The organism is Stutzerimonas sp. S1, from assembly GCF_025966695.1.
GTDB lineage: Bacteria > Pseudomonadota > Gammaproteobacteria > Pseudomonadales > Pseudomonadaceae > Stutzerimonas.
Genome location: NZ_JAOEIY010000006.1, coordinates 375,846 through 399,031, shown reverse-complemented (window position 1 = coordinate 399,031; position 23,186 = coordinate 375,846). Strand labels below are relative to the sequence as shown.

Below are 23,186 nucleotides of genomic sequence, written 5' to 3'. Positions count from 1 at the left end.
CCACTGACTTCGCGAACAGGATGAGCGGACGTGAATCGTTCAAACAAACGACTAATATGAAAGCCCGCGTTCAGAAAAATTGAAACCAGCCAAATGCCAGAGCCACGCCACGAGCTGCCTGTCAGCAACACGCCATTGCTGGAAAGCGATGTGCTGCGTACCTTCGTCGCCATCGCGGAAAGCGGCAGCTTCACCCGTGCCGCCGGGCAGATCTATCGCAGCACTTCGGCAGTCAGCATGCAGATCAAGCGCCTGGAGGAAACCCTGGGCCGCTCGCTGTTCGTCCGCGAAGCCCGACAGGTTCGTCTCACCCCGGCCGGCGAGACACTGCTCGGCTATGCCCGGCGCCTGCTGAGGCTCAACGAAGAAGCGGTCGCGCAATTCCTCCAGCCGGCTTTGCAAGGGCGCGTGCGCTTCGGCACCCCGGCCGACGTCGGCACGCGCATCCTGCCCGGTCTGCTGGCATTGTTCGCCCGCAGCCACCCTGGCGTCGAGGTGGACGTGTCAGTCGCCCGCAGCATCGACATGATCGAACGTATCGACGACGGGGAGCTGGACCTGGCCCTGGTTACGGTTGGCAACCTGGGACAGGACGATTCACGCGGCGAGCCGATCCATAGCGAGCCATTGGTGTGGGCCGGCCGTAGCGGCGGGGTCGCCGCCTTGCGCTCGCCGCTGCCCCTGGCGCTGGCCAGTCCGGATTGCGCCTGGCGACGGCAAGCGCTGGATGCGCTCGATCGCGTCGGGCGCAGCTACCGTATTGCCTATTCGAGCGAGCAGACCTCCGGGCAGGAGGCGGCAATGATTGCCGATCTGGCGATCACGCCCTATCCGGCGAGCTTGCTCCGCCCGCCCCTGCAGCGTCTGGACGGGCAATACGGACTGCCGCCACTGGGGGAGTATCAGATCAAGCTGCTGCGCGGCAGCAACCGCAGTGAAGCGGTAGAGGTGCTGGCCGCACAGGTGATCGCCACCTTCGCAGAACACCGTCGCCGGTTTGGCGGCCATCGCTCGGAGTCGAACGAGGAGCTGGCATGGCGCGCTGGATGATGGTCACTGGCGCGGCGCTGCTCCTGCTCGGCATCGCCTGGCACTACTTTCCCTGGCTGCTGAACTGGTTCGGCCGACTACCCGGCGACATCCGCATCGAGACCGAACGCAGTCGGGTGTTCATCCCAATCTCTTCGATGGTGATCCTCAGCGTCGTGCTGACCGTGCTGGTCAACCTGTTCCGTCGCTGACCCAGCCGTAGGGTCGAAAACGCGAAGCCTTTTCCCCCGGACAACTCATCGCGTGCAATGACGAAAGCCCCGCCTCAACCCCGCGCCGCTGCGCTGAGAATCAGGTGCTTCATCTCCTTGACTGCCTGCTTGAAACCGACGAACAGCGCATGGGCGACGATGGCATGGCCAATGTTCAGCTCGTTGACGCCGCGGATGGCGGCGATGGCCTCGGCGTTGTGGTAATGCAGGCCATGCCCGGCATTGACGATCAGCCCGTGGCTCAAGCCAGCCTCGACGCCATCGCGGATACGCGCCAGCTCGCAGGCGCGCTCGGCGACGCTGTGGGCATCGGCGTAGCGTCCGGTGTGCAGCTCAATCGCCGGCGCACCAATTCGCGCCGCCGCCTCGATCTGCCGCGGGTCGGCATCGATGAACAGCGAGACCTCGGAACCGCAGGCTGCAAGCCGCTCGACCGCCGCACGGATGCGCGCTTCCTGTCCGGCCACATCCAGGCCACCCTCGGTGGTGAGCTCCTGCCGCGTTTCCGGGACCAGGCAGACGTGCTCGGGACGCAGCTGCTCTGCGAATGCAAGCATCGCTTCGGTGACGCCCATCTCGAAGTTCATCCGAGTCTGCAGGGCGTCCTTCATCATCAGCACGTCGCGCTCCTGGATATGCCGGCGATCTTCGCGCAGATGTACGGTGATACCGTCTGCCCCCGCCTCTTCGGCATCCAGCGCGGCCTTCACAGGGTCCGGATAACGGGTGCCGCGGGCCTGCCGCAAGGTGGCGACATGATCGACGTTGACGCCGAGCAGGATTCGATTGGCTTCAGTCACGCGGAGGCTCCTTCAGGTTCATGAACAATTCGCGGCTGACCAGCGGCCGGCCGCCCAGATGGGGTGCCAGTGCCTGGCGCATCAGCCGCTTGGCCGCCGCCAACGCGCCCGACACCTGCCAATCGGCGTCAGCCATTGCGAGCAGCTCCGCACCATTGAATAACCCAGGCTGGAACGTCTCGGCCGGCTCGAGGCCGGCATCGGGCAAGAGTCGGTACAGCCGACCGGCGTCGACTGGCAAACCGGCGATATCGGTATCGAGGGCGAAACCATAGCCCAAGTCGCTGAGTAGCCGCCATTCGAAGGCACGCAACAGTGGCTCTAGCGGTCGGTGCGCAGCCAGGGCTGAGAGCGTCGCAACGTAATGATCGAACAGCGCGGGGTGCGCATCCTCGGCTGGCAGCAGGCGGATCAGCAATTCGTTGAGGTACATGCCGCTGAACAGCGCCTGACCATCGAGCCAGTGTGACGGGCCAGCGCTCTCGAGGCGCGCCACAGTCTTGAGCTCGGACTTGCCGCGCAGCTCCACCTCCAGCGACACGAACGGACGAATCAGGCTGCCGGCCTTGCCGCGCGCCGCACGCATGACTGCGCGCAACCGCCCCTGTGGGGTGAACAGGTCGACCAGCGCGCTGCTTTCCTTGTAGGGACGACTGTGCAGAACGAACGCAGGTTGGTGCATGGCAGCCCAGAAGGTGCGCGACGCGCACCGTTGATTGCGAGTCGGCGCTTACTGGTAACCCAGCGAATGCAGCGCACGCTCATCGTCGGACCAGCCACCTTTCACCTTGACCCACAGATGCAGCATGACCTTGGAGTCGAACAGCACCTCCATGTCCTTGCGCGCTTCCTGGCCGATGCGTTTGATGCGCTCGCCCTTGTCGCCGATGATGATCTTCTTCTGCCCGTCGCGCTCGACCAGGATCAGCGCATGGATGTGCAACACATGGCCTTCCTGCTTGAAGTCCTCGATCTCCACGGTGATCTGGTACGGCACCTCGGCGCCGAGCTGACGCATGATCTTCTCGCGCACCAGCTCGGCGGCGAGGAAGCGGCTGCTGCGGTCGGTGATCTGGTCTTCCGGGAAGAAATGCTCGCCCTCGGGCAGGCGCTCGGCCACCAATTGTTCCAGGGTTTCCAGATTCTGCCCGTGCTGCGCGGAAATCGGCACGATCTCCGCATTCGGCAGCTGCTCGGCCAGCCAGCGCAGATGCGGCAGCAACTCGGCTTTGTCTTCGATGCGGTCGGTCTTGTTCACCGCGACGATCAGCGGCCCGGTGACGTACTGCACACGCTCGAGCACGGCCTGGTCTTCATCGGTCCAACGCGTGCGGTCGACGACGAAGATCACCACGTCAACATCTTTCAACGCCGAAGCCGCAGTACGGTTCATGTAGCGATTGAGCGCCGTCTCGCCGTTCTTGTGCAACCCGGGTGTATCGACGTAGACCGCCTGCACGCTGCCCTCGGTCTTGATGCCGAGCATGTTGTGGCGGGTAGTCTGCGGCTTGCGCGAGGTGATCGCCAGTTTCTGTCCGAGGATGTGATTGAGCAGGGTCGACTTGCCAACATTCGGTCGTCCGACGATCGCGACATAACCGCAACGGCTGACGTCGTCGGGCTGTAGTTTTTCGTCAGTCATGTCCGTTCTCCACGCCCAGGGCGATCAATGCGGCTGCCGCGGCAACCTGTTCGGCAATTCGGCGGCTGGCGCCTTGCCCGTGTGTTTTCTCGTTGAGCAAGGCCACCTGACATTCGACGTAGAAAGTCCGGCAATGCGGCTCGCCCTGGATATCCACCACCTCGTAGCGCGGCAGCTCACAGGCACGCGACTGCAGGAATTCCTGCAAGCGCGTCTTCGGATCCTTGTTGGTATCGACCAGCGTCAGCCCCTGCAACTCATTGGCCAGCCACGCCAATACACGGTCACGCGCCGTTTCCATGCCGGCATCGAGGTAGATGGCACCGATCAGCGCCTCGAGGGTGTCCGCGAGGATGGAGTCACGGCGGAAACCACCACTCTTGAGCTCGCCAGAGCCCAGTCGCAGGTAGTCACCGAGTTCGAATCCACGGGCCAGGACCGCCAGCGTTTCACCTTTCACCAGACGTGCGCGCAGCCGAGAAAGCTGACCCTCGCGCGCCTGGGGGAAGTGGGTGAACAGCGCTTCACCGGCAATGAAGTTGAGAATCGCATCGCCGAGAAACTCCAGGCGCTCATTGTTGCGTCCGGCGTAGCTGCGATGGGTCAGAGCCAGGAGCATCAGCTCTTGGTCCTTGAAGTGGTAACCGAGCTTACGCTCGAGACGGGCTAACGAAGTGCTCACGGCATCCTTAGGCGGTATTCTTTGTCGAAGTTCGCCACCAGATCGAGATTACGGATCAGCGGCTCGCGTTTTTCGTACTTCAGGTGCGCCCTGAACTCGTTATTCTGAATCTCGACCTTGAGCGCTTCCTTCAGGTCGATGTCCTGGATGCCGTTGACCTGCATCCCTCTGCTGACATGACTATAGAACTCTCCGACACTTCGGATCTCTAGCGCTTCGTCGGTATCCACGGACAGGATGATCTTGTCCATGGACATGTAATCGAAGTAATGCGGGAACATCTTGAACCCGGCGCTGGCTAAAAACGCCACAACTGCCAACACCATGATCCAGCTCAGCATGGACAGCCCTTTTTGCGAACGCGCAAAACTCATGTCGACCTCTATGTCGTTGCAATACCCACCGATCGGGGCAAAACAAATATAACCAGCCGCACTGTTGGCGCGGGGGCCGCAATTCACAGCTTAGTGAATCAGCCCCACGCGGGAGAAGTGCGGCAGATTGCTGAGTTTCGGATCAGGCCAGCTCATCCACACCGCGAATGCCTTGCCAACGATGTTCCGGTCCGGAACCATGCCGGCCAACTCCGCCGGGATAGCCTCGTCCTGCCAGTAACGGCTGTCGTTGGAGTTATCGCGATTGTCGCCCATCATGAAATAGTGCCCTTGCGGCACGACCCACTGACGGTTGGGCTCGATCCGGTAACGCCCCATCTCCTTACGGATCAGGTGCTCCACCTCGCCCAGCTTCTCCCGATACAGCTTGGCACTGCCCAGACTGCCCGGCTCATCGCCGATCAGAGTTTCAGCCACTGGCTGATCATTGACGAACAAGCGCCGCTCACTGCTGTAACGCACCACGTCGCCCGGCAAGCCGACCACCCGTTTGATGTAATTGATGTTCGGATCGCTGGGATAGCGGAACACCATGACGTCACCACGCAGTGGATCGCTCACCTCGATGATTTTTGTGTCGATCACCGGCAGGCGGATACCGTAGGCAAACTTGTTGACCAGAATGAAGTCGCCGACTTCCAAGGTCGGCTTCATCGATCCGGAAGGGATCTGAAACGGCTCGACGAGGAAGGACCGCAGTACCAGGACGATAGCAAGAACCGGAAAGAACGACTTGCCATATTCGATTAATACAGGCTCGCGACTGAGCGCCTCGAGCGTGGCCGAATCGATGTCCCCATTGCGTCCTTCATAGCTGGCGATGGCAGCCCGGCGCCGAGGTGCGAAGAACAGCAGATCACTCAGGGCCAGCAGTCCACAGACAATCACCGCAAGGACCAGCAACAGCGGAAAATTGATCGACATATCAGCTATCTACCTTCAGTACCGCCAGGAAGGCCTCCTGTGGAATCTCCACACTACCGACCTGCTTCATGCGTTTCTTGCCCGCTTTTTGCTTCTCCAGCAGCTTGCGCTTACGGCTTACGTCACCACCGTAGCACTTGGCCAGAACGTTCTTACGCAATGCTTTGACCGTGGTCCGTGCGACGATCTGTCCGCCGATGGCCGCCTGGATCGCCACGTCGAACATCTGCCGCGGGATCAGTTCCTTCATTTTCTCGGTTAGCTGACGCCCTTTGTAGTGGGCATTGTCACGGTGCACGATGAGAGCCAAGGCATCGACTTTTTCGCCGTTGATCAGCACGTCCAGCTTGACCAGATTCGCCGACTGGAACCGCTCGAAGCTGTAGTCCAGCGAAGCATAGCCACGGCTGACCGATTTCAAACGGTCGAAGAAATCCAGCACCACCTCGCTCATCGGCAGGTCGTAGCGCACCTGTACCTGAGAGCCGAGGAACTGCATGTCACGCTGCACGCCGCGCTTCTCGATACAGAGCGTAATGACGTTGCCGAGATGATCCTGCGGCACGAGGATGTTGGCCTGCACGATGGGCTCGCGCATATCCTCGATGTACGACAGATCCGGTAGCTTGGACGGATTGTCGACGTAGATAGTCTCGCGATTCTTCAGCACCAGTTCGTAGACCACCGTCGGTGCAGTGGTGATCAGATCCAGGTTGTATTCGCGCTCGAGACGCTCCTGGATGATCTCCATGTGCAGCATACCGAGGAAGCCAATACGGAAACCGAAGCCCAAGGCTTCGGAGCTTTCCGGCTCATACTGCAGCGCAGCATCGTTCAGCGTGAGCTTCTGCAGCGCTTCGCGGAAATCCTCGAAATCGTCGGAGCTGACCGGAAACAGACCGGCGTACACCTGCGGTTTGATGCGTTTGAAGCCGGGCAGCATTTCCACATCGGGCGTACTGGACAGCGTCAGGGTATCGCCTACCGGCGCGCCGTGGATGTCCTTGATGCCGGCGATGATGAAACCCACCTCGCCCGCCTTGAGATCGGCCGTAGCCGTGTGTTTGGGCGTGAACACGCCGACGCTGTCGACCTGGTGAACCTTGCCGGTGGACTTCACCAGCACCTTGTCGCCTTTCTTGATCCGCCCCTGGCGTACTCGTACCAGGGAGACAACCCCCAGGTAGTTGTCGAACCAGGAATCGATGATCAATGCCTGCAGCGGCGCATCGATCTCACCCTGCGGTGGCGGAATAACCTTGACCAGGCGCTCCAGCACATCGACCACACCCATACCGCTCTTGGCACTGCAGGCAACCGCATCGGTCGCGTCAATGCCGATGATGTGCTCGATCTCGTCCTTTACCCGCTCCGGCTCGGCCTGTGGCAGGTCCATCTTGTTCAGGACCGGCATGACTTCCAGCCCCTGCTCGATGGCGGTGTAACAGTTGGCGACCGATTGCGCCTCCACGCCTTGTCCGGCATCGACCACCAGCAATGCACCCTCGCAGGCCGCCAGTGAACGACTGACTTCGTAGGTGAAGTCAACGTGGCCGGGCGTATCGATGAAGTTCAGCTGGTAGGTTTTGCCATCTTGGGCCGTGTAATAGAGGGTGACGCTGTGGGCCTTGATGGTGATGCCCCGCTCGCGCTCGAGGTCCATCGAATCCAGTACCTGAGCCTCCATTTCTCGCTCGCTCAGGCCCCCACACATCTGAATGAACCGGTCCGCCAGAGTCGACTTGCCATGGTCAATGTGGGCGATGATGGAAAAATTGCGGATATGACTCAGGTCACTCACAGCTAAACACTCGAAAAATGTCGCAGGCCGACTGCCTGCCGAAAATAGCCGCGAAGTGTAACTGATCGCCTATCCGAGCGCCACGCGCCTCAGGCGTCTGCCAGACTTCGACCTCGGAAGCTGATCAACCGGACACGAAAAGGGCGGTCTCAACCGCCCTTTCCAAGTACCGCCAGCACCCGTCGCACGTCATTCCGCGAGTTTGAACGTAATGAAACTCGCACGCCCCTGGCGCAGCACTCGCATCGACACTGAGCGATTCTTCGGCAACTGGGCGGCGACGCGACTGAAGGTCTTGGCCGAATCGATCGCCTGGTTGTTCAGATGCGTGATTACGTCGCCTGGACGCAGACCGATCATCGCCGCAGGCCCATTAAGGATCTCAGTGATCACCACACCGCCCTGCAGATCCAGGCTGGCGCGCTGTTCCGCCGTCAGCTCGGACACCTTTACGCCCAGTCGATTATCACTCTGCTCGGGACCACTCCCGGCAGCCGCGATTTCATCACCTTCCTCGGGCAGCGCACCAATGCGGACCTTGAGTTCACGGCGCTCACCTTCACGCACGACTTCCATCGCGGCGGTGCTGCCTGGCTTCAGCGCGCCGACCAAATGCGGCAGATCGGCCGACATGACGATGGGTTTGCCATTCAGGCTCAGGATCACATCACCTACCCGCAGGCCGCCCTTGGCCGCAGGACCACCATCCATGACCTGCGCCACTAGCGCTCCCGCTGGACGCTCCAGACCGAACGACTCGGCCAGGTCCTTGTTCACTTCCTGAATGACCACGCCCAGCCAACCACGACTCACCTTACCGTCAGTACGTAACTGAGAGGCGACATCCATCGCCACGTCGATCGGAATGGCGAAGGAAAGCCCCATGAAGCCGCCAGAACGGGTGAATATCTGGGAATTAATCCCTACAACCTCGCCTTGGAGGTTAAACAACGGGCCGCCCGAATTACCCGGATTGATCGCAACGTCGGTCTGAATGAAAGGCACGTAGCTTTCATTCGGCAGGCTCCGCCCAGTGGCGCTGACGATGCCGGCTGTCACGGTATGGTCGAAGCCGAACGGAGAACCGATCGCCAGCACCCACTCACCGACCTTGAGCGCGCTGGAGTCGCCCAACTTGACGGTCGGCAGGCCTTTGCCCTCGACCTTCAGCACCGCGACATCCGTACGCGGGTCCGCACCGACCAGCTTGGCCTCCAACTCACTGCGATCAGGCAGGCGCACGATGATCTCGTCGGCACCGGCCACTACGTGGTTATTGGTGAGCACGTAGCCATCATCGGAAATGATGAAGCCCGAGCCGAGCGATTGCGCCTCCCGCTGCTGACTTCGCCCCGGATCACTTGGCATCTGCGGGATGCTGCGCTCGAAGAACTCGCGAAAGATAGGCGGCAGCCCTTCTAAATCAGGTATCTGCGCGGAAGCCCCGCGAGCCGGTACTTTTTGCTTGGTGCTGATATTGACCACCGCCGGAGAAGCACTCTCGACCAATGGTGTGAAATCAGGCAATGCCGCCTGCGCGACTACCGCCTGCCCCAGCAAAGCCAGCCCCGCCAAAAAAGCGAAACAGCTGTTTCGATTAAACATGAACACTAGCCCCCACTAACGAACAAAAAACTCACTGCGCGCAGGATGGTCCCGCGAGCAAGGCTCGTAGCACCACTGGCTGCAGCCCCGGATCATGCACCGTGCGCCGACTCCGCAAACGCACGATCAACCAGGACGAGAGAAACCCACCCAGCCCGGCGACCACAACCCAAGGTTCGCTTAGCGAAAACTGGGCCGCCACCAACGAGGCCGCCAGCAGCATGAGCAGCGGGAAAAGATAGACAAGGATTGCACCACGCAGCAATACGCGCTCCTGAATCCCCAGCACGACAACATCACCGACCTGTAGATTCAACCGCGACAGCGCCCGGACCAAGCCGCGGCGCTCATGAACACCCAGACGATCCATCAGACCCTGTCCGCAGCCGTTTTTCGCAACACAGCCCGAGCAAGTACTGGTGCGCTGCGTCTCAACCCACACTGCGCCCGCCTCCACAGCAACGACGCGACCGTGCTCTTCGATCATTGCTGCACGGCCGAACGCATCGACAAGGCCACTCGCTCAGCCGTTCCGAGCGGAACCTCGCCAACGACAGTGACCATAACGTCGCCGTCCGGCGTACTGATGCGTTTGGATACCGAAACAGTGGGTCCCATCTGGCTGCGAGCATCAGTTACGACAGCTCCCCGAAGAGGCTCGAGGAAGACCGAGAAACTCGCCAGACCGTCACTGAAGGACAGCCAGGACACCGATTCCTTGGAGGCCGGACTGGGACGCACGTCGGCATCCTGCAGCTCGAAACCGGGAGGAAGCCAATCGGAGCGCCACGCCGTACTGGGCTTGCTTGTGGCTGCCGGCTCGAGCGTAACCGCCTTACAGGTCGAACCGGGTTGCACCAACTGCGCATCGACCGCGCCAGGCAGCAACTGGGTGAACTGAAAACGCTCGAGCAACTGTCCGCTATCGCTGAGCATCAGTGACTTGAGCGGCAATGCGGTGTCGCGGTCGACATGGAGTTCAAAACTGTAGCGGTGCTGATCCTTAGCCAGCACGCCCAAGGCAACCGCCGCCCGGCCGGCGATTCGAGAGTCGCCAATGACGCGAAACTCGTACCACTCGGAGAGCGCCTGCACATCGATATGCCTGTCATCCCAGGTTCGGCGCTGTTTTATCTGGGCCGCCAGGCCGTCGCTCGCGCATTGCACCTGCCCATCGAGCCGAACCACTTCTGCAGCAGCACCATCCAGCTGCAGCAGGCGCTCATGGATATGACCGTCGTCGACCCGCTGCCAGATCGCATGACTGGAAAAACTACCATTGCGCTCGTAGACGAAAGTGCCGGCATAGCTCTGAGTTCGCTCCGCCTGAGCAAGATCATTCATCCACGATTCGGCATCAGCAGCGAAGGCCGGCATCGCCAGCCAGCCTCCGAACACCACACACAGCGGTAATACGCGCATGCTTCTCCCTAACGATTAACGTTCTTCCATGCTCGCGGCCCGCGCATACGGAAGTGCGCCTTCAGATCCGCTCCCAAAAGCCGCCTGCTGAGCGTGCTGACGCACATAGGATGGCAGCCGTTCTTCATGCCAGCGCTCCACCGGAGCCGTAGCAGCGGCAGTCTGGGCCGACACTTCACCCTTCTGCCCTTCGCTATAGCCAGCCAGAACTGCCGGCCCCTGGCCCGCCTGCGGAACACTCAGCGCGGGCTGGGGCACCTGCTGGGCCATCTGCGGACCAGCGGCTTCGTTTTGATTGTACAGGCGAACACCCGCCAGAACCGCGACCGTCACCGAAGCAGCCACAGCCAGGCGTCCTAATCCACGCCACGGAGAACCTTGCGGCTTGACCGGCGTAGCCTCGTCAGCCAGCGCAGCAGATACTGCCGCAGCAATATCCAGGCGCGGTTCGATCAGTTCCTTATGCATTGCGGCGCGGGCGATTTGATAACGCGACCAAGTCGATCGCATCTCGCTATCGTCGCCAGCGGCGAGTACACGACGTAATTCCAACTCGTCCGCTTCGTTATCCATCACCGCGGACAGCGATTCATGCAGGGCTTCACGACTCATGGCGGTTCCTCTCTTGGCTGTCGCCGCTGTCTCAGGACTCATGCAACAAGGGTTGCAACGCTTTATCTATAGCTTCGCGCGCCCGGAAAATCCGAGAACGCACCGTACCTACCGGACACTGCATGACGCTCGCAATATCCTCATAACTAAGACCATCAAATTCACGCAACGTTAGAGCGGTACGCAAATCTTCCGGAAGAAGTTGAATGGTCCGATGTACCGTGTCTTCGATCTCATCCCTGAGAAGGGATCGCTCAGGCGACTCGATATCCTTGAGAGCATGATCACCCTCATAAAACTCGGCATCCTCCGAGCTCACATCACTGTCTGGCGGACGCCTGCCGCGCGCCACCAGATGATTTTTCGCCGTATTGATGGCGATGCGGTACAGCCATGTATAGAACGCGCTGTCTCCGCGAAAATTGGCCAGTGCACGATAAGCCTTGATGAACGCCTCTTGCGCGACATCCTGCGCCTCATGGGAGTCGTGCACGAAGCGCACGATCAAACCAAGGATCTTGTGCTGATACTTCAACACTAGAAGATCGAAAGCTCGCTTGTCTCCACGCTGCACTCGCTCAACCAGCTGCTGGTCCTGCTCCTGGGTCAGCATAAAACCACCTCCGCATCGCCGAAGGGGTATCGCTCACGCCAGCAAACCGACCTGCCAGAATAGACCCGGGCTTTACGCAAAAGTTCTCCCCCTTCCTAGCAAGCTATCCTGCAATACCTGACGGCGATTGCACCGCAGCGTCACCATCGAATTCGCTGTCGACGCCGCCCTGGTGTCCATAGCAAAACCGGACCGCCACACAATGGGGAGTCCGGGCTGCATTCACAACTGTCTATTGAGTCTGTACCTGCAAAAAAAGTTCCACGTGCTCAGCGACATATCTCCATCGACGCTGTTTTGCCGCAACGACCTCTCTATATACTACGGAACGATTTCTCCGCGGAACTCGACATGAGCCAACATTATCAATACGACGTATTAGTCATTGGCAGCGGCGCCGCCGGCCTAACCCTGGCGCTGAATCTGCCCGACCATCTGCGGATCGCGGTCCTTAGCAAAGGCGACCTCGCCAACGGCTCGACCTACTGGGCGCAGGGTGGTGTTGCCGCAGTCCTCGACAATGCCGACACCGTGGAATCGCATGTCGCCGACACGCTGGTCGCCGGTGGCGGCCTATGTAGCCAAGAAGCCGTACGCTTTACCGTCGAGCATAGCCGCGACGCCATTAAGTGGCTCATCGAACAAGGCGTCCCCTTTACCCGCGACGACACACCGAATCGCGAGGATGGCGGCTTTGAGTTTCATTTGACACGTGAAGGTGGCCACAGCCATAGGCGGATTATTCACGCAGCAGATGCCACTGGCGCCGCCATATTCAACACCTTGCTCGCGCGCGCGCAGGCCAAAGACAACATCGAATTGCTGCAGCAACGTGTCGCGGTGGACCTGATAACCGAACGTAAGCTTGGCCTCCCCGGCAAGCGCTGCCTCGGCGCCTATATTCTCAACCGCAACACCGGCGAAGTGGACACGTTCCAGGCCCGCTTCGTCGCGCTGGCAACCGGTGGCGCCGCCAAGGTCTACTTGTATACCAGCAATCCAGACAGTGCCTGCGGGGATGGCATAGCCATGGCCTGGCGCGCCGGCTGTCGGGTAGGCAACCTTGAATTCAATCAATTCCACCCGACATGCCTGTACCATCCGCAAGCCAAGAGTTTTCTGATAACCGAGGCATTGCGAGGCGAAGGCGCTCTGCTGAAACTCCCTAATGGCGAGCGCTTCATGCCGCGCTTCGATCCCCGCGAAGAGCTGGCTCCGCGCGATATCGTCGCCCGGGCAATCGACCATGAGATGAAACGGCTGGGTATCGACTGCGTCTATCTCGACATCAGCCACAAGCCGGCAGAGTTCATCCGAGGTCATTTTCCGACGGTCTACGAGCGCTGCCTGGCGTTCGGCATCGACATCACCCAACAACCCATACCGGTCGTTCCGGCCGCCCATTACACCTGCGGTGGCGTGGTTGTCGATCAGCACGGCCGCACCGATATCCCAGGCCTGTACGCGATCGGGGAAACCAGCTTTACCGGTCTTCACGGTGCGAACCGCATGGCGAGCAACTCTCTGCTCGAATGCTTCGTCTATGGGCGGTCCGCGGCCGAGGACATGATCCGTCAATTACCTGAGGTCGGTTTGCCCAGCAACCTGCCAGCCTGGGATGCCAGCCAGGTAACGGACTCCGACGAGGACGTCATCATTGCGCACAACTGGGATGAACTGCGGCGCTTCATGTGGGACTACGTCGGCATCGTCCGCACCAACAAGCGTCTGATGCGTGCCCAGCATCGCGTGCGCCTGCTGCTCAGCGAGATCGACGAGTTTTACAGCAATTACCGGGTGAGTCGTGACCTGCTCGAACTGCGCAATCTGGCGCTGGTAGCAGATCTGATGATTCGCTCAGCGATGGAACGCAAGGAGAGCAGAGGCCTGCACTACACGCTGGACTATCCCGAGCAACTGCCGACAGCAGTCGATACTATTCTGGTGCCGCCCACCTATTCCGACTGAACCTCAACCGCACCCGTAAGCGCCGATGCTGCGCGACCGATAATGCATCGCGAGGGATGCAAAGCCCTCGCGTGGCGCACCGCCCCGGCAGACGGAAGCGCAGCACGACGGCAAACGGCAGCGCCATACTGTCCGGCCGCAGCTGGATCGGCTGCCAGCCCCCGCGTTGCGACCACAGGCTCCAGCCACCGTCATCATGACGCAGGCCTCGCCACGCCGCCGCACTGCAAAATAGGATGGAGCGCGGTACGACCCACGCCGCATGAGCGAAACACAGGACAACCAGGCAGATCTTGACCGCCAATGGCGCAGCCGACAGCACAACGGCCGTCAGCGCCAGAGACTGCACAAGCAGATAGAGGCCCAGCAGCAGGCGCGAGGCCTGCCAGCGACACTCGAAAGTACTATTGCGGCTGGACACGATCGAGGATCATGCGAACCATGCGGCGCAAATCCTCGTCCTCGGGCTCGCCACGTTGCATGAACCAGCCGAACATATCCTGATCTTCACAGCTCAGCAGCTTGCGATAGCGCCGCTGATCCTCTTCATCCAGGCCTGGATAGACCTCCTTGACGAAGGGTACCAGTAGCACGTCCAGCTCGAGCATGCCGCGCCGGCTCTGCCAGAACAGGCGGTTGAGTTCAGATTGATCGACCATGCCACGGGCTCCTTCGTAGGGGGACGGCATTATAGCGGCAGCCGCCCGCTGACAGCACGCCCGACACATTCCGATTCACCAGCATGCACCTTGTGCCGGCCAGCTGCCTTTTCCCAGGCGCCTGCTATGATGGCCGTCCGGATTTCTCACGACGACCGATCATGACCGACACTGCCTATTTTTGCGTCCTGTCGCATGAAGGCATCCTCGCCGTACGCGGCCCGGACGCCAGCAAGTTCCTGCAGGGACAACTGACCTGCAACCTCAATTACCTCAACAACGAGACCTCCAGCCTCGGTGCGCGCTGCACGCCGAAGGGCCGGATGCAATCCAGTTTCCGCATCCTCACGGAGAGCGACGGCCTGCTTTTGGCCATGGCTAGCGAACTACTGCAGCCGCAGCTGGCTGATCTTGGCAAATACGCCGTGTTCTCCAAGTCGCGCCTGAGCGACGAAACCGAGGAATGGTGTCGCTTCGGACTGGCCGGCGGGGACGGCACGCTGGTCAGCCTCGGTCTCGACCTGCCGCAGACTGCCGACCAGATAGTACGCAGCAACGGACTGATCGCCATTCGACTGAGTGATGGACGCGCCGAGCTCTGGGCCAAGGCGCAGGATGCGAAACAGACCCGCCTACGCCTGTGCGCACAGCTTGCCGAAGCCCCACTCAACCGCTGGCTGCTCGATCAGGTGCGTGCTGGCATTGGCCAGGTTTTCGGCACTACCCGCGAGCTATTCATTCCGCAAATGATCAATCTGCAGGCGCTAGGTGGCGTCAGTTTTAAAAAAGGCTGCTACACCGGCCAGGAAATCGTCGCTCGCATGCAGTACCTCGGCAAGCTTAAGCGCAGGCTGCATCGGCTCGCTGCCGAAGGTGCGCAAAGCGAGCTTCCGGCTGCTGGCGTCGAGCTTTTTTCGCCGGTTCATGGATCGAGCGTCGGCGAGGTAGTCTTGGCTGCGCCTAGCGACGACGGCATGGAGCTACTCGCGGTACTGCAAGAAGATGCTGCCGCCGATGGACGCATATTTCTCGGATCACCGGACGGCATCCCGCTTACCCTGCTCGAACTTCCCTATACCTTGAACGCCGACCAGGAAATCCAGCGCTGAAGTTCGTATAAAAGAACACCAATGAAGCCAGTGCAGGCATGCTGCCGCTGGCCATCGAGCCGTACCCTGCCGCGGCACTCACAACTGAAGGAATCGCATGAGCACCCTCGCCGAAAAAGTTCAGCGCGAACTAACCCTCGCCATCGAGAACGATGAGCTGATTCTCCCAACGCTGCCGGAAGTTGCACTGCGCGTTCGCGAAGCTGCGGAAGATCCGGACATCAGCATTCAGGCATTGAGCAAAGTGCTCGGCAACGACGCTGCACTGACCGCCCGCATCATCAAGGTGGTCAACAGCCCGCTGCTACGCACCAATCGCGAGATCACCGATCTGCAGATGGCCATCAGCCGCCTGGGAATCAATTACACCTGCAACCTCGCCACCGGTTTGGCGATGGAGCAGATGTTCCAGGCCACTACTGACGTGGTGGATCGCAAGATGCGCGAAGTCTGGACGAAGAGCACCGAAGTGGCCGCTATCAGCCATGTGCTCTGTCGGCACTACACGCGCCTGATGCCCGACCAGGCAACCTTGGCGGGCCTCGTGCACCAGATCGGCATACTGCCGATCCTGACCTACGCCGAAGAACACGGCGAGCTCATGGCGGACTCCATCAGTCTCAACCACGTGATCGACAAGATTCACCCACTCATCGGCGAGAAGATCCTGCGCACGTGGGACTTCCGCGACCCGATCGTTGCGGTGGCGGCTCACTACACCGACTTTACGCGCAACTCGCCGGCAGTCGACTACGTCGACATCGTGCAGGTCGCCACGCTACAAAGCCACCTCGGTACCAATCACCCGTATACGCAGCTGGACTGGAGTCAGATTCCGGCATTCGCCAAGCTGGGCCTCGATCCGAGCACATTGCTGCATGAAGATGAGGATCTGTCGGCAGCCATGGACGCCGCCATGACCATGCTTCAGTAGAACTGCGGATTTCGTGTCACCGTTTCGATCGGCAAGCGCCTGCATGGGCGCTTAGCCAAGGGCTGGCAACCGCCAGTCGACTGCATCCATGCCATGCTGCTTCAGAAACTGATTGGCACGACTGAAGTGTCCATTACCCAAAAAGCCCCGATGCGCCGAGAGCGGCGACGGGTGAGCCGACTTCAGCATCAGGTGTCGCGTCGGATCGATCAGCCGTGCCTTGCTCTGCGCGTGGGCGCCCCAGAGCATGAACACCAGATGCGGACGCCGCTCGTTCACCACCTCGATAACCCGGTCAGTGAAGCGTTGCCACCCTGCCTTGGCGTGCGAGCCGGCAATACCCTGTTCCACGGTCAGCGAAGTGTTGAGCATCAGCACGCCCTGATCAGCCCAGCGCTGCAAAAAGCCATGCCCGGGCGGGTCCAGATTCAGATCGCGTTTGAGCTCCTTGAAGATGTTCTGCAGCGACGGCGGCGGCATGACGCCCGGCTGGACCGAAAAGCACAGACCATGAGCCTGGCCTGGGCCGTGATAAGGATCCTGCCCGAGAATGACCACCTTGACCCGCTCCAGGGGCGTCGAGTTCAGCGCGTTGAAGATCAGCGGTCCCGGCGGATAGATCACCTTGCCCGCCGCCTTTTCGCGACGGAGAAAAGCCGACAGCTCGCGCATGTAAGGCTGCTCGAACTCCTCTCGCAACGCCTCCTTCCAGCCCGGCTCAAGCCGGATACGATCATCTTGCGTCATGGGAATTCCTGAATGGCCAAGCGGCCGCACCGTAGAAAAGCCGTTTCGGCTTGTCAATGCATCTCCGAATGCAACTATCGGGCAGACGACTGGCAAGCCAACGCCCCAAAAAATGACGGCTGCGTCACATTCACACAGCACATCAAACGGCGCCAGGAGAGAAACAGATGACGAGTCGCCCGCCGCGGAGTAAAAAAGCGGACTGCCAGTAAACCTATAACAAAAGCAACAGCAAGGATCCTGCAATGAAACGCTTATCCCTCTTGGCGCTGGGACTGGGTCTCTGTGTTGCGGCCCAAGCCGCGGACCCCATCACCCTAGGCCTTAATTACCCACGCACCGGTAGCTACAAGGAAGAAGGGCTCGCCCAGATGCGCGGCGCGCTGCTGGCGATCGACGAGATCAATGCCCGCGGCGGCGTGCTCGGTCGCCCGCTGGAACTGACCAGCCGCAACACGGCGTCACGCCCCGAGAAAGCCGTAGCCAACGTCGACAAGATGGCCGACGAAGGCGTTGCGATGCTCTTCGGTGGCGTCTCCAGCGCAGTGGCCATCGCCGCCAGTAAGCGCGCCAAGGAACGCGGCCTGTTGTACTTCGGCACGCTGACCTATTCCAATGACACTACCGGCAAGCACGGACATCGCTACATGTTCCGCGAATGCAACAATGCTTGGATGAGTGCTCAAGTCCTCGGGCAGTACCTGAACGAGAACATGCCGGGCAAACGCTATTTCTACATCACGTCGGACTATACCTGGGGCCACACCAGCGAGAGTTCCCTCCGCCAGGCCACAGCTACCACTGATCAGAACAAGCATCCGGGTGTGAAAACCGCATTCCCGGGCGCACGCCTGTCCGACTACCGCAAAGCCCTGCAGCAGGCTGCGAGCACTGACGCCGAGGTACTGGTGCTGGTGCTGTTCGGCGAAGACATGGTCCGTGCCATGCGCATTGCCGATGAGCTAGGACTGAACAAGAAGATGCAGATCGCCGTTCCCAACCTGACCCAAGGCATGGTCGAACTCGCCGGTCCTGACATCATGCGCGGCGTGCTTGGTACCGAACCTTGGACGTGGCGAGTTCCGGAGCTGGAAGGCTCGGAGCGCGGCCAAGCGTTCGTCAAGAATTTCGGCGAACGCTACCAGACACATCCGTCCAGCTCCGCAGCATCCGCCTACAGCATCGTCTATCAGTGGGCTGACGCCGCTATGCGCGCCAGAAGCATTTCCAGTGAACAGGTGATCGCCGCACTGGAGAACCATCGTTACAAACTGCTCAAAGACGAGCAGTACTGGCGCAGCTTCGATCATCAGAACGTCCAGACGGTCTACGCCGTGCGCGTGAAGCCTCGCGAGGAAGTGCTGAAAGATCGTTTCAAGCAGGACTACTTCGAGATCGTCCACCGTCTCGGCGGTGACCAGGCAGCGCCTACACTTGCCCAATGGCAGGAAGAACGGCGTGGGGCAGGACAAGCGATCGCATTGCAGTAACAGAGACGGCCCGCCGAGAAAGCGGGCCGTCTCAAGCCACAGCTTCAAGTAGAACTGCCCTCCTTCCTCGCTGCCTTACCCCACAAGTAGCAACCGCAGCCTCCGCCCCACGGTAGAGGCCTTGCCGAGGAAGGACCGCATGAGCACAGCACTTGAACCGTATCAGTCAGGCGTCTTCGACCTGACCCACAAGCTGACCGTAGAGAAACACGGCCACACCGCCCTCATCACCATCAACCATCCCCCCGCCAACACCTGGGACCGAGAATCACTGATCGGTCTCAAGCAAGTGCTCGAGCATCTCAACCACGACGACGATATCTACGCGCTGGTCATCACTGGTCAGGGAGCAAAGTTCTTCAGCGCGGGGGCCGACCTGAAGCTGTTTGCCGACGGTGACCGCCAGCGCGCCCGCGAAATGGCCCGCCGCTTCGGCGAGGCGTTCGAAGCGCTGCGCGATTTCCGCGGCGTGTCCATCGCCGCAATCAACGGCTTCGCCCTGGGTGGCGGCCTCGAATGTGCGCTGGCCTGCGATATCCGTATCGCCGAGCAGCAGGCGCAACTTGGTCTGCCAGAAGCCGGCGTCGGCCTGCTGCCCTGTGCCGGCGGCACTCAGGCGCTGGCCTGGCTGGTTGGAGAAGGTTGGGCCAAGCGCATGATTCTGTGCGGCGAACGCATCAACGCCGACACGGCGCTGCGCATCGGCTTGATTGAGCAGATCGCCGAGCCCGGCGAATCTCGTGGGCACGCCTTGCTGTTGGCCTCACGTATCGCGCGTCAAAGCCCGGTTGCAGTACGTGCGATCAAGCCGCTGATCAATGGTGCGCGCAGCCGCCTGCCGGACACCTTCGCCGCTGCCGAGCGTGAGGCGTTCGTTCAACTGTTCGAGGCAGACGATACGTTAGAGGGGGTCAACGCATTCCTCGAGAAACGCGATCCTCGCTGGCGCAACCGCTGAGCGCACAGCACGCCGCGAATCAATAGCGATCGTAGCGATAACGCTCGCGGCGATCATGCCGTTGCAGCAGTCGATAATCTCGCCCATCGCGCACCACGGGCGGGCGCTGATAACGATGGGTTGGTCGCCGCTCCTGCCAGTAAGAGGGCCGCTCGCCCCCCCAGTGGCGCTCGTAATACCGCGGCGGCAACTGCCCCTGATAGCGCGGAGGCAGGTTCGACTGATGGCGCGGGTAATGCGAATAGGGACTACGCGGATCGTAGCGATACGCCCGTATCTCGCTGCGATACATCGGCGCGTCCGGCTGGTAGACCCACACCCCGCCTCGCCGATCAGCTTGCACCGGCCCGCTCAGACCAAACCCCAGAAACAAAAGAACCAGCAAGGAGCGAATGTTCATCTGTCACCTCCGAAACCGGAAAGGTGCAACCTGTGACGCACCCGTTCTGGTTGGACCACCGCCGTCGCCGGCCAGCACTATTGATCGGCGAACGATGCATTACAATTCATGTCACTCGGCCGCGACCGCCGGTCGCAGCTTGTATGCCCGCGGCCGCTTCCCGATAATAGCCGCCCTTTAGCCTCATGGCTCCCGCAGAGCGCGACGGAACCTCCGATGACCGAACTCGCCCTGATCATGGTTAGCGCCATCCTGGTCAACAATTTCGTACTGGTACAGTTCCTCGGCCTGTGCCCGTTCATGGGCGTCTCGAAGAAGATCGAGACGGCCATCGGCCTGTCCCTGGCCACTACCTTCGTCCTCACCCTGGCCGCAATGTGCAGCTACCTAGTGCAGCAATACGTACTCAAGCCGCTGGATCTAGAGTTCCTGCGCACCATCAGCTTCATCCTGGTCATCGCGGTGGTAGTGCAGTTCACTGAAATGGTGGTCAACAAGACCAGTCCGCTGCTCTACCGCGTACTGGGGATCTTCCTGCCACTGATCACCACCAACTGCATCGTGCTCGGCGTCGCGCTGCTCAACGCCAACAAGAGCGAGTTCACCTTCATCACCGCTACCGCCAATGGCTTTGCCGCCGGGCTTGGTTTCTCGCTGGTGTTGGTGCTGTTCGCCGCCATGCGCGAGCGTATCGCCATCGCCGATGTGCCGAAATCGTTTCAGGGTGCAGCCATCGGCATGATCACCGCCGGGCTGATGTCTCTGGCGTTCATGGGCTTCACCGGGCTGATCAAGCTATGAGTCTGGTAGTCATCGCAGTGCTGGCGTTGCTGGTCATCTGCCTGGTCTGCGGTGCGATACTCGGTTTTGCCGCGGTGCGCTTTCGCGTCGAAGGCGACCCCATCGCTGAACAGATCAATGCCCTGCTGCCGCAAACCCAGTGCGGCCAGTGCGGCTATCCCGGCTGCAAGCCCTACGCCGAAGCGATTGCCGGTGGTGACAAGATCAACAAATGCCCACCCGGTGGGGAGGCAACGATCCAGGCTCTGGCGGACCTGCTCGACGTCGAACCGGAGCCATTGGACGCCGAAGGCGGCGAGAAGCCGCAGATGGTCGCCTACATTCGCGAGGCCGAATGCATTGGCTGCACCAAATGCATCCAGGCGTGCCCGGTGGATGCGATTGTCGGCGCTGCTCGCCAGATGCACACCGTCATCATCTCCGAATGCACCGGCTGCGACCTCTGCGTCGAGCCCTGCCCAGTGGATTGCATCGACATGATCGAAGTCGGCAGCAACCTACAGAGCTGGAAGTGGAATCGGCCGCTGGCTCCCGGCCAGCTGATCGCGACTGACCGGGAGCAGGCCGCATGACCGCGTTGAAAATCTGGGACATCCACGGCGGCATCCATCCGCCGGAGCACAAGGACCTGTCCAACCGCACGCCGACTCAGCCGGCGCCGCTGCCAAAGCGTCTGATCCTGCCATTGGCACAGCATCTGGGCGCTCCGGCCGAACCCTGCGTGCAGCAGGGAGAGCGCGTGCTCAAGGGCCAGCAGATAGCGGTCGCCAGCGGTTTCGTCAGCGCGCCACTGCACGCGCCGACCTCCGGCGTGGTCAGCTTCATCGGCCCGCAGCCTTACCCGCATGTATCGGGCATGCTCGCCAATGCGATCGTGATCGACAGCGATGGCGAAGACCGTTGGATCGAGCTTGAGTCCCACCCGGATTACCGTACTCTGGAGCGCCCTGCCCTGCTCGAGCTGATTCGCCAGGCCGGCATCAGCGGTCTCGGCGGTGCCGGCTTTCCCACTGCGGTCAAGCTGACCCCACCGCCGACGCAAAGTATCCGCACGCTGATCATCAACGGCACCGAGTGCGAGCCCTACATCACCGCCGACGACCTGCTGATGCGCGAGAAGGCTGCCGAACTCGTGGCCGGCATCGAGATCCTCGCGCACCTGATCCAGCCGCAGGAAGTGTTGATCGGCATCGAGGACAACAAGCCCGAGGCCATCGCTGCGGTGCGCACAGCCATCGGTGAGCGCCCCTTCGTGCTCAAGGTCTTTCCGACCAAGTACCCCTCCGGGGGCGAAAAGCAGCTGATCCAGATCCTCACCGGTGAAGAAGTGCCCGGTGGCGGTCTGCCAGCGGATATCGGCATGCTCTGCCAGAACGTCGGCACTTGCGTCGCCATCCACGACGCGGTGTTGCTCGGCAAGCCGCTGATCTCGCGGATCACCACCCTCACTGGCGAAGCATTGGTGCAGCCGATGAACGTCGAGGTGCTGATCGGCACGCCGGTGGGCGAACTGCTGGCCTTCGCCGGACTAGAGCAGAACAGGCTCAATCGCCTGATCATGGGCGGCCCGATGATGGGTTTCACCCTGCCATCGCTTGACGTGCCGGTGATCAAGACCACCAACTGCCTGCTCGCCAGCACCCTTGAAGAACTTCCGCCACCACCACCCGCGTTGCCCTGCATCCGCTGCGGCGAATGCGCCGAGGTCTGCCCGGTCAGTCTGCTGCCTCAGCAGTTGCACTTCTTTGCGATCGGGCAGGAACATCAGCAGCTCAAGGCTCACCATCTGTTCGACTGCATCGAATGTGGTGCCTGCGCCTACGTCTGCCCATCGAGCATCCCGCTGGTGCAGTACTACCGCGCAGCCAAGGGCGAGATTCGCGAGTTGGAGCAGAAGCAGCAGAAAGCCGAACATTCCAAGCAGCGCTTCGAACTGCGCCAGGAGCGCCTGCGCCGCGCCGAGGAGCAGAAGGAAGCTGAGCGCAAGGCGCGCGCCGACAAGGCCGCACGAGCCAAAGCCGCTCAGGCGCAATCCGCCGCCTCGCCTGTGGAGGACGATCCCGTCGCCCGTGTGCAGGCGCAGAAAGCCGGCGCCCTGACCGACGAACAGAAACGCCTTAAGATCGAGGCGAGCATGGCGCAGGTCGCGCTGAAGAAAGCCGAGAAGCAGCTGGCCGCCCATGCAACACCCGAACTGGAGGCACAGGTCGCTGAACTGCGCAGCGCCGCGCGCGCTGCACAGCAGGCGCTGGATGCTGTCACGGTCCCCACCGCGGCCGCCAAGCCCGCCGGCGATGAGGCGCTGAAAAAGGCCAAGATCGAAGCGGCCATGCTCAAGGCGCAGATTCGCAAGCTGGAGAAG

At 61.0% G+C, this 23,186-nt stretch carries 26 protein-coding genes; 10 read left to right on the top strand and 16 right to left on the bottom strand.

All coding sequences use genetic code 11. The features are described 5' to 3' along the window. Positions 1-93: 93 nt before the first annotated feature. The gene (locus N8H22_RS15580) at positions 94-1,050 is read left to right on the top strand and encodes a LysR substrate-binding domain-containing protein (protein WP_264591420.1); all 957 of its coding nucleotides are present in this window, start codon (positions 94-96) and stop codon (positions 1,048-1,050) included. Beyond that, on the top strand, positions 1,035-1,241 hold the full coding sequence (locus N8H22_RS15575; protein ID WP_264591419.1) for a DUF2905 domain-containing protein: 207 nt from the start codon (positions 1,035-1,037) through the stop codon (positions 1,239-1,241). Before N8H22_RS15580 ends, N8H22_RS15575 begins: the two co-directional genes overlap by 16 nt. A gap of 74 nt (positions 1,242-1,315) precedes the next feature. On the opposite strand, the gene pdxJ is transcribed toward N8H22_RS15575, so the two are convergent. The 12 genes from pdxJ to rpoE all read right to left on the bottom strand — a co-directional run bounded on the left by pdxJ (position 1,316) and on the right by rpoE (position 11,758). After that, on the bottom strand, positions 1,316-2,062 hold the full coding sequence (gene pdxJ / locus N8H22_RS15570; protein WP_264591418.1) for a pyridoxine 5'-phosphate synthase: 747 nt from the start codon (positions 2,060-2,062) through the stop codon (positions 1,316-1,318). Continuing rightward, positions 2,055-2,744 carry a DNA repair protein RecO gene (gene recO / locus N8H22_RS15565; RefSeq protein WP_264591417.1) on the bottom strand — a complete coding sequence of 230 codons (690 nt, stop codon included), beginning with the start codon at positions 2,742-2,744 and terminating at the stop codon, positions 2,055-2,057. Before recO ends, pdxJ begins: the two co-directional genes overlap by 8 nt. Positions 2,745-2,792: 48 nt before the next feature. Beyond that, complete coding sequence (gene era, locus N8H22_RS15560; RefSeq protein WP_264591416.1) at positions 2,793-3,704, bottom strand: GTPase Era; 912 nt, start codon at positions 3,702-3,704, stop codon at positions 2,793-2,795. Beyond that, positions 3,697-4,386: a ribonuclease III gene (gene rnc, locus N8H22_RS15555; protein ID WP_264591415.1), complete on the bottom strand. Its 690-nt coding sequence runs from the start codon at positions 4,384-4,386 to the stop codon at positions 3,697-3,699. Before rnc ends, era begins: the two co-directional genes overlap by 8 nt. Further along, positions 4,383-4,760, bottom strand: coding sequence for a DUF4845 domain-containing protein (locus N8H22_RS15550; protein WP_264591414.1), 378 nt, complete (start codon positions 4,758-4,760; stop codon positions 4,383-4,385). The genes rnc and N8H22_RS15550 overlap by 4 nt, the downstream gene beginning before the upstream one ends. A 90-nt stretch (positions 4,761-4,850) precedes the next feature. Further along, positions 4,851-5,705 (bottom strand): signal peptidase I, encoded by an 855-nt coding sequence (gene lepB, locus N8H22_RS15545; RefSeq protein WP_264591413.1) that lies wholly within the window; start codon positions 5,703-5,705, stop codon positions 4,851-4,853. 1 nt (position 5,706) lies between these two features. Further along, a complete protein-coding gene (gene lepA / locus N8H22_RS15540) occupies positions 5,707-7,506 on the bottom strand; it encodes a translation elongation factor 4 (protein ID WP_264591412.1) in 1,800 nt (599 codons plus the stop codon). A gap of 189 nt (positions 7,507-7,695) precedes the next feature. After that, a complete protein-coding gene (locus N8H22_RS15535; RefSeq protein WP_264591460.1) occupies positions 7,696-9,111 on the bottom strand; it encodes a DegQ family serine endoprotease in 1,416 nt (471 codons plus the stop codon). A 31-nt stretch (positions 9,112-9,142) separates the two neighbouring features. Continuing rightward, the gene (locus N8H22_RS15530) at positions 9,143-9,598 is read right to left on the bottom strand and encodes a SoxR reducing system RseC family protein (protein ID WP_264591411.1); all 456 of its coding nucleotides are present in this window, start codon (positions 9,596-9,598) and stop codon (positions 9,143-9,145) included. Next, positions 9,595-10,533, bottom strand: coding sequence for a MucB/RseB C-terminal domain-containing protein (locus N8H22_RS15525; protein ID WP_264591410.1), 939 nt, complete (start codon positions 10,531-10,533; stop codon positions 9,595-9,597). The genes N8H22_RS15530 and N8H22_RS15525 overlap by 4 nt, the downstream gene beginning before the upstream one ends. A gap of 15 nt (positions 10,534-10,548) precedes the next feature. Beyond that, positions 10,549-11,145, bottom strand: coding sequence for an RseA family anti-sigma factor (locus N8H22_RS15520; RefSeq protein WP_264591409.1), 597 nt, complete (start codon positions 11,143-11,145; stop codon positions 10,549-10,551). Between the two features lie 31 nt (positions 11,146-11,176). Continuing rightward, positions 11,177-11,758 (bottom strand): RNA polymerase sigma factor RpoE, encoded by a 582-nt coding sequence (gene rpoE / locus N8H22_RS15515; protein ID WP_008566789.1) that lies wholly within the window; start codon positions 11,756-11,758, stop codon positions 11,177-11,179. 351 nt (positions 11,759-12,109) lie between these two features. Here rpoE and nadB point away from each other — a divergent pair, with 351 nt between their 5' ends. After that, on the top strand, positions 12,110-13,726 hold the full coding sequence (nadB, locus tag N8H22_RS15510) for an L-aspartate oxidase (protein ID WP_264591408.1): 1,617 nt from the start codon (positions 12,110-12,112) through the stop codon (positions 13,724-13,726). On the opposite strand, the gene N8H22_RS15505 is transcribed toward nadB, so the two are convergent. Continuing rightward, the gene (locus tag N8H22_RS15505; protein ID WP_264591407.1) at positions 13,695-14,147 is read right to left on the bottom strand and encodes a protein YgfX; all 453 of its coding nucleotides are present in this window, start codon (positions 14,145-14,147) and stop codon (positions 13,695-13,697) included. The two genes, nadB and N8H22_RS15505, sit on opposite strands and share 32 nt — an antisense overlap. Beyond that, the gene (locus N8H22_RS15500; protein WP_264591406.1) at positions 14,131-14,385 is read right to left on the bottom strand and encodes a succinate dehydrogenase assembly factor 2; all 255 of its coding nucleotides are present in this window, start codon (positions 14,383-14,385) and stop codon (positions 14,131-14,133) included. Before N8H22_RS15500 ends, N8H22_RS15505 begins: the two co-directional genes overlap by 17 nt. A gap of 161 nt (positions 14,386-14,546) precedes the next feature. Between N8H22_RS15500 and N8H22_RS15495 the strand changes: the two genes are divergently transcribed. Further along, positions 14,547-15,494 carry a folate-binding protein YgfZ gene (locus N8H22_RS15495; protein ID WP_264591405.1) on the top strand — a complete coding sequence of 316 codons (948 nt, stop codon included), beginning with the start codon at positions 14,547-14,549 and terminating at the stop codon, positions 15,492-15,494. A gap of 97 nt (positions 15,495-15,591) precedes the next feature. Next, positions 15,592-16,428: an HDOD domain-containing protein gene (locus N8H22_RS15490; protein ID WP_264591404.1), complete on the top strand. Its 837-nt coding sequence runs from the start codon at positions 15,592-15,594 to the stop codon at positions 16,426-16,428. Between the two features lie 51 nt (positions 16,429-16,479). On the opposite strand, the gene ung is transcribed toward N8H22_RS15490, so the two are convergent. Further along, on the bottom strand, positions 16,480-17,175 hold the full coding sequence (gene ung / locus N8H22_RS15485; protein ID WP_264591403.1) for a uracil-DNA glycosylase: 696 nt from the start codon (positions 17,173-17,175) through the stop codon (positions 16,480-16,482). 245 nt (positions 17,176-17,420) lie between these two features. Here ung and N8H22_RS15480 point away from each other — a divergent pair, with 245 nt between their 5' ends. Both N8H22_RS15480 and N8H22_RS15475 read left to right on the top strand, forming a co-directional pair. Continuing rightward, positions 17,421-18,665, top strand: coding sequence for an ABC transporter substrate-binding protein (locus N8H22_RS15480; protein WP_264591402.1), 1,245 nt, complete (start codon positions 17,421-17,423; stop codon positions 18,663-18,665). 139 nt (positions 18,666-18,804) lie between these two features. Next, positions 18,805-19,623 carry an enoyl-CoA hydratase gene (locus N8H22_RS15475; protein WP_264591401.1) on the top strand — a complete coding sequence of 273 codons (819 nt, stop codon included), beginning with the start codon at positions 18,805-18,807 and terminating at the stop codon, positions 19,621-19,623. A 19-nt stretch (positions 19,624-19,642) separates the two neighbouring features. Here the strand turns inward: N8H22_RS15475 and N8H22_RS15470 are convergent, their stop codons facing one another. Next, positions 19,643-20,023, bottom strand: coding sequence for a hypothetical protein (locus N8H22_RS15470; protein WP_264591400.1), 381 nt, complete (start codon positions 20,021-20,023; stop codon positions 19,643-19,645). Between the two features lie 216 nt (positions 20,024-20,239). On the opposite strand from N8H22_RS15470, the gene rsxA reads away from it, so the two are divergent. The 3 genes from rsxA to rsxC form a co-directional block, all read left to right on the top strand. Continuing rightward, entirely contained in the window at positions 20,240-20,824 is a 585-nt protein-coding gene (rsxA, locus tag N8H22_RS15465; RefSeq protein WP_264591399.1) for an electron transport complex subunit RsxA, read from the top strand. Further along, positions 20,821-21,396 (top strand): electron transport complex subunit RsxB, encoded by a 576-nt coding sequence (gene rsxB, locus N8H22_RS15460; protein ID WP_264591398.1) that lies wholly within the window; start codon positions 20,821-20,823, stop codon positions 21,394-21,396. Before rsxA ends, rsxB begins: the two co-directional genes overlap by 4 nt. Further along, positions 21,393-23,186, top strand: a 1,794-nt coding sequence (gene rsxC / locus N8H22_RS15455) for an electron transport complex subunit RsxC (RefSeq protein ID WP_264591397.1), incomplete at its 3' end; no start/stop codon positions are given. The genes rsxB and rsxC, both read left to right, overlap by 4 nt.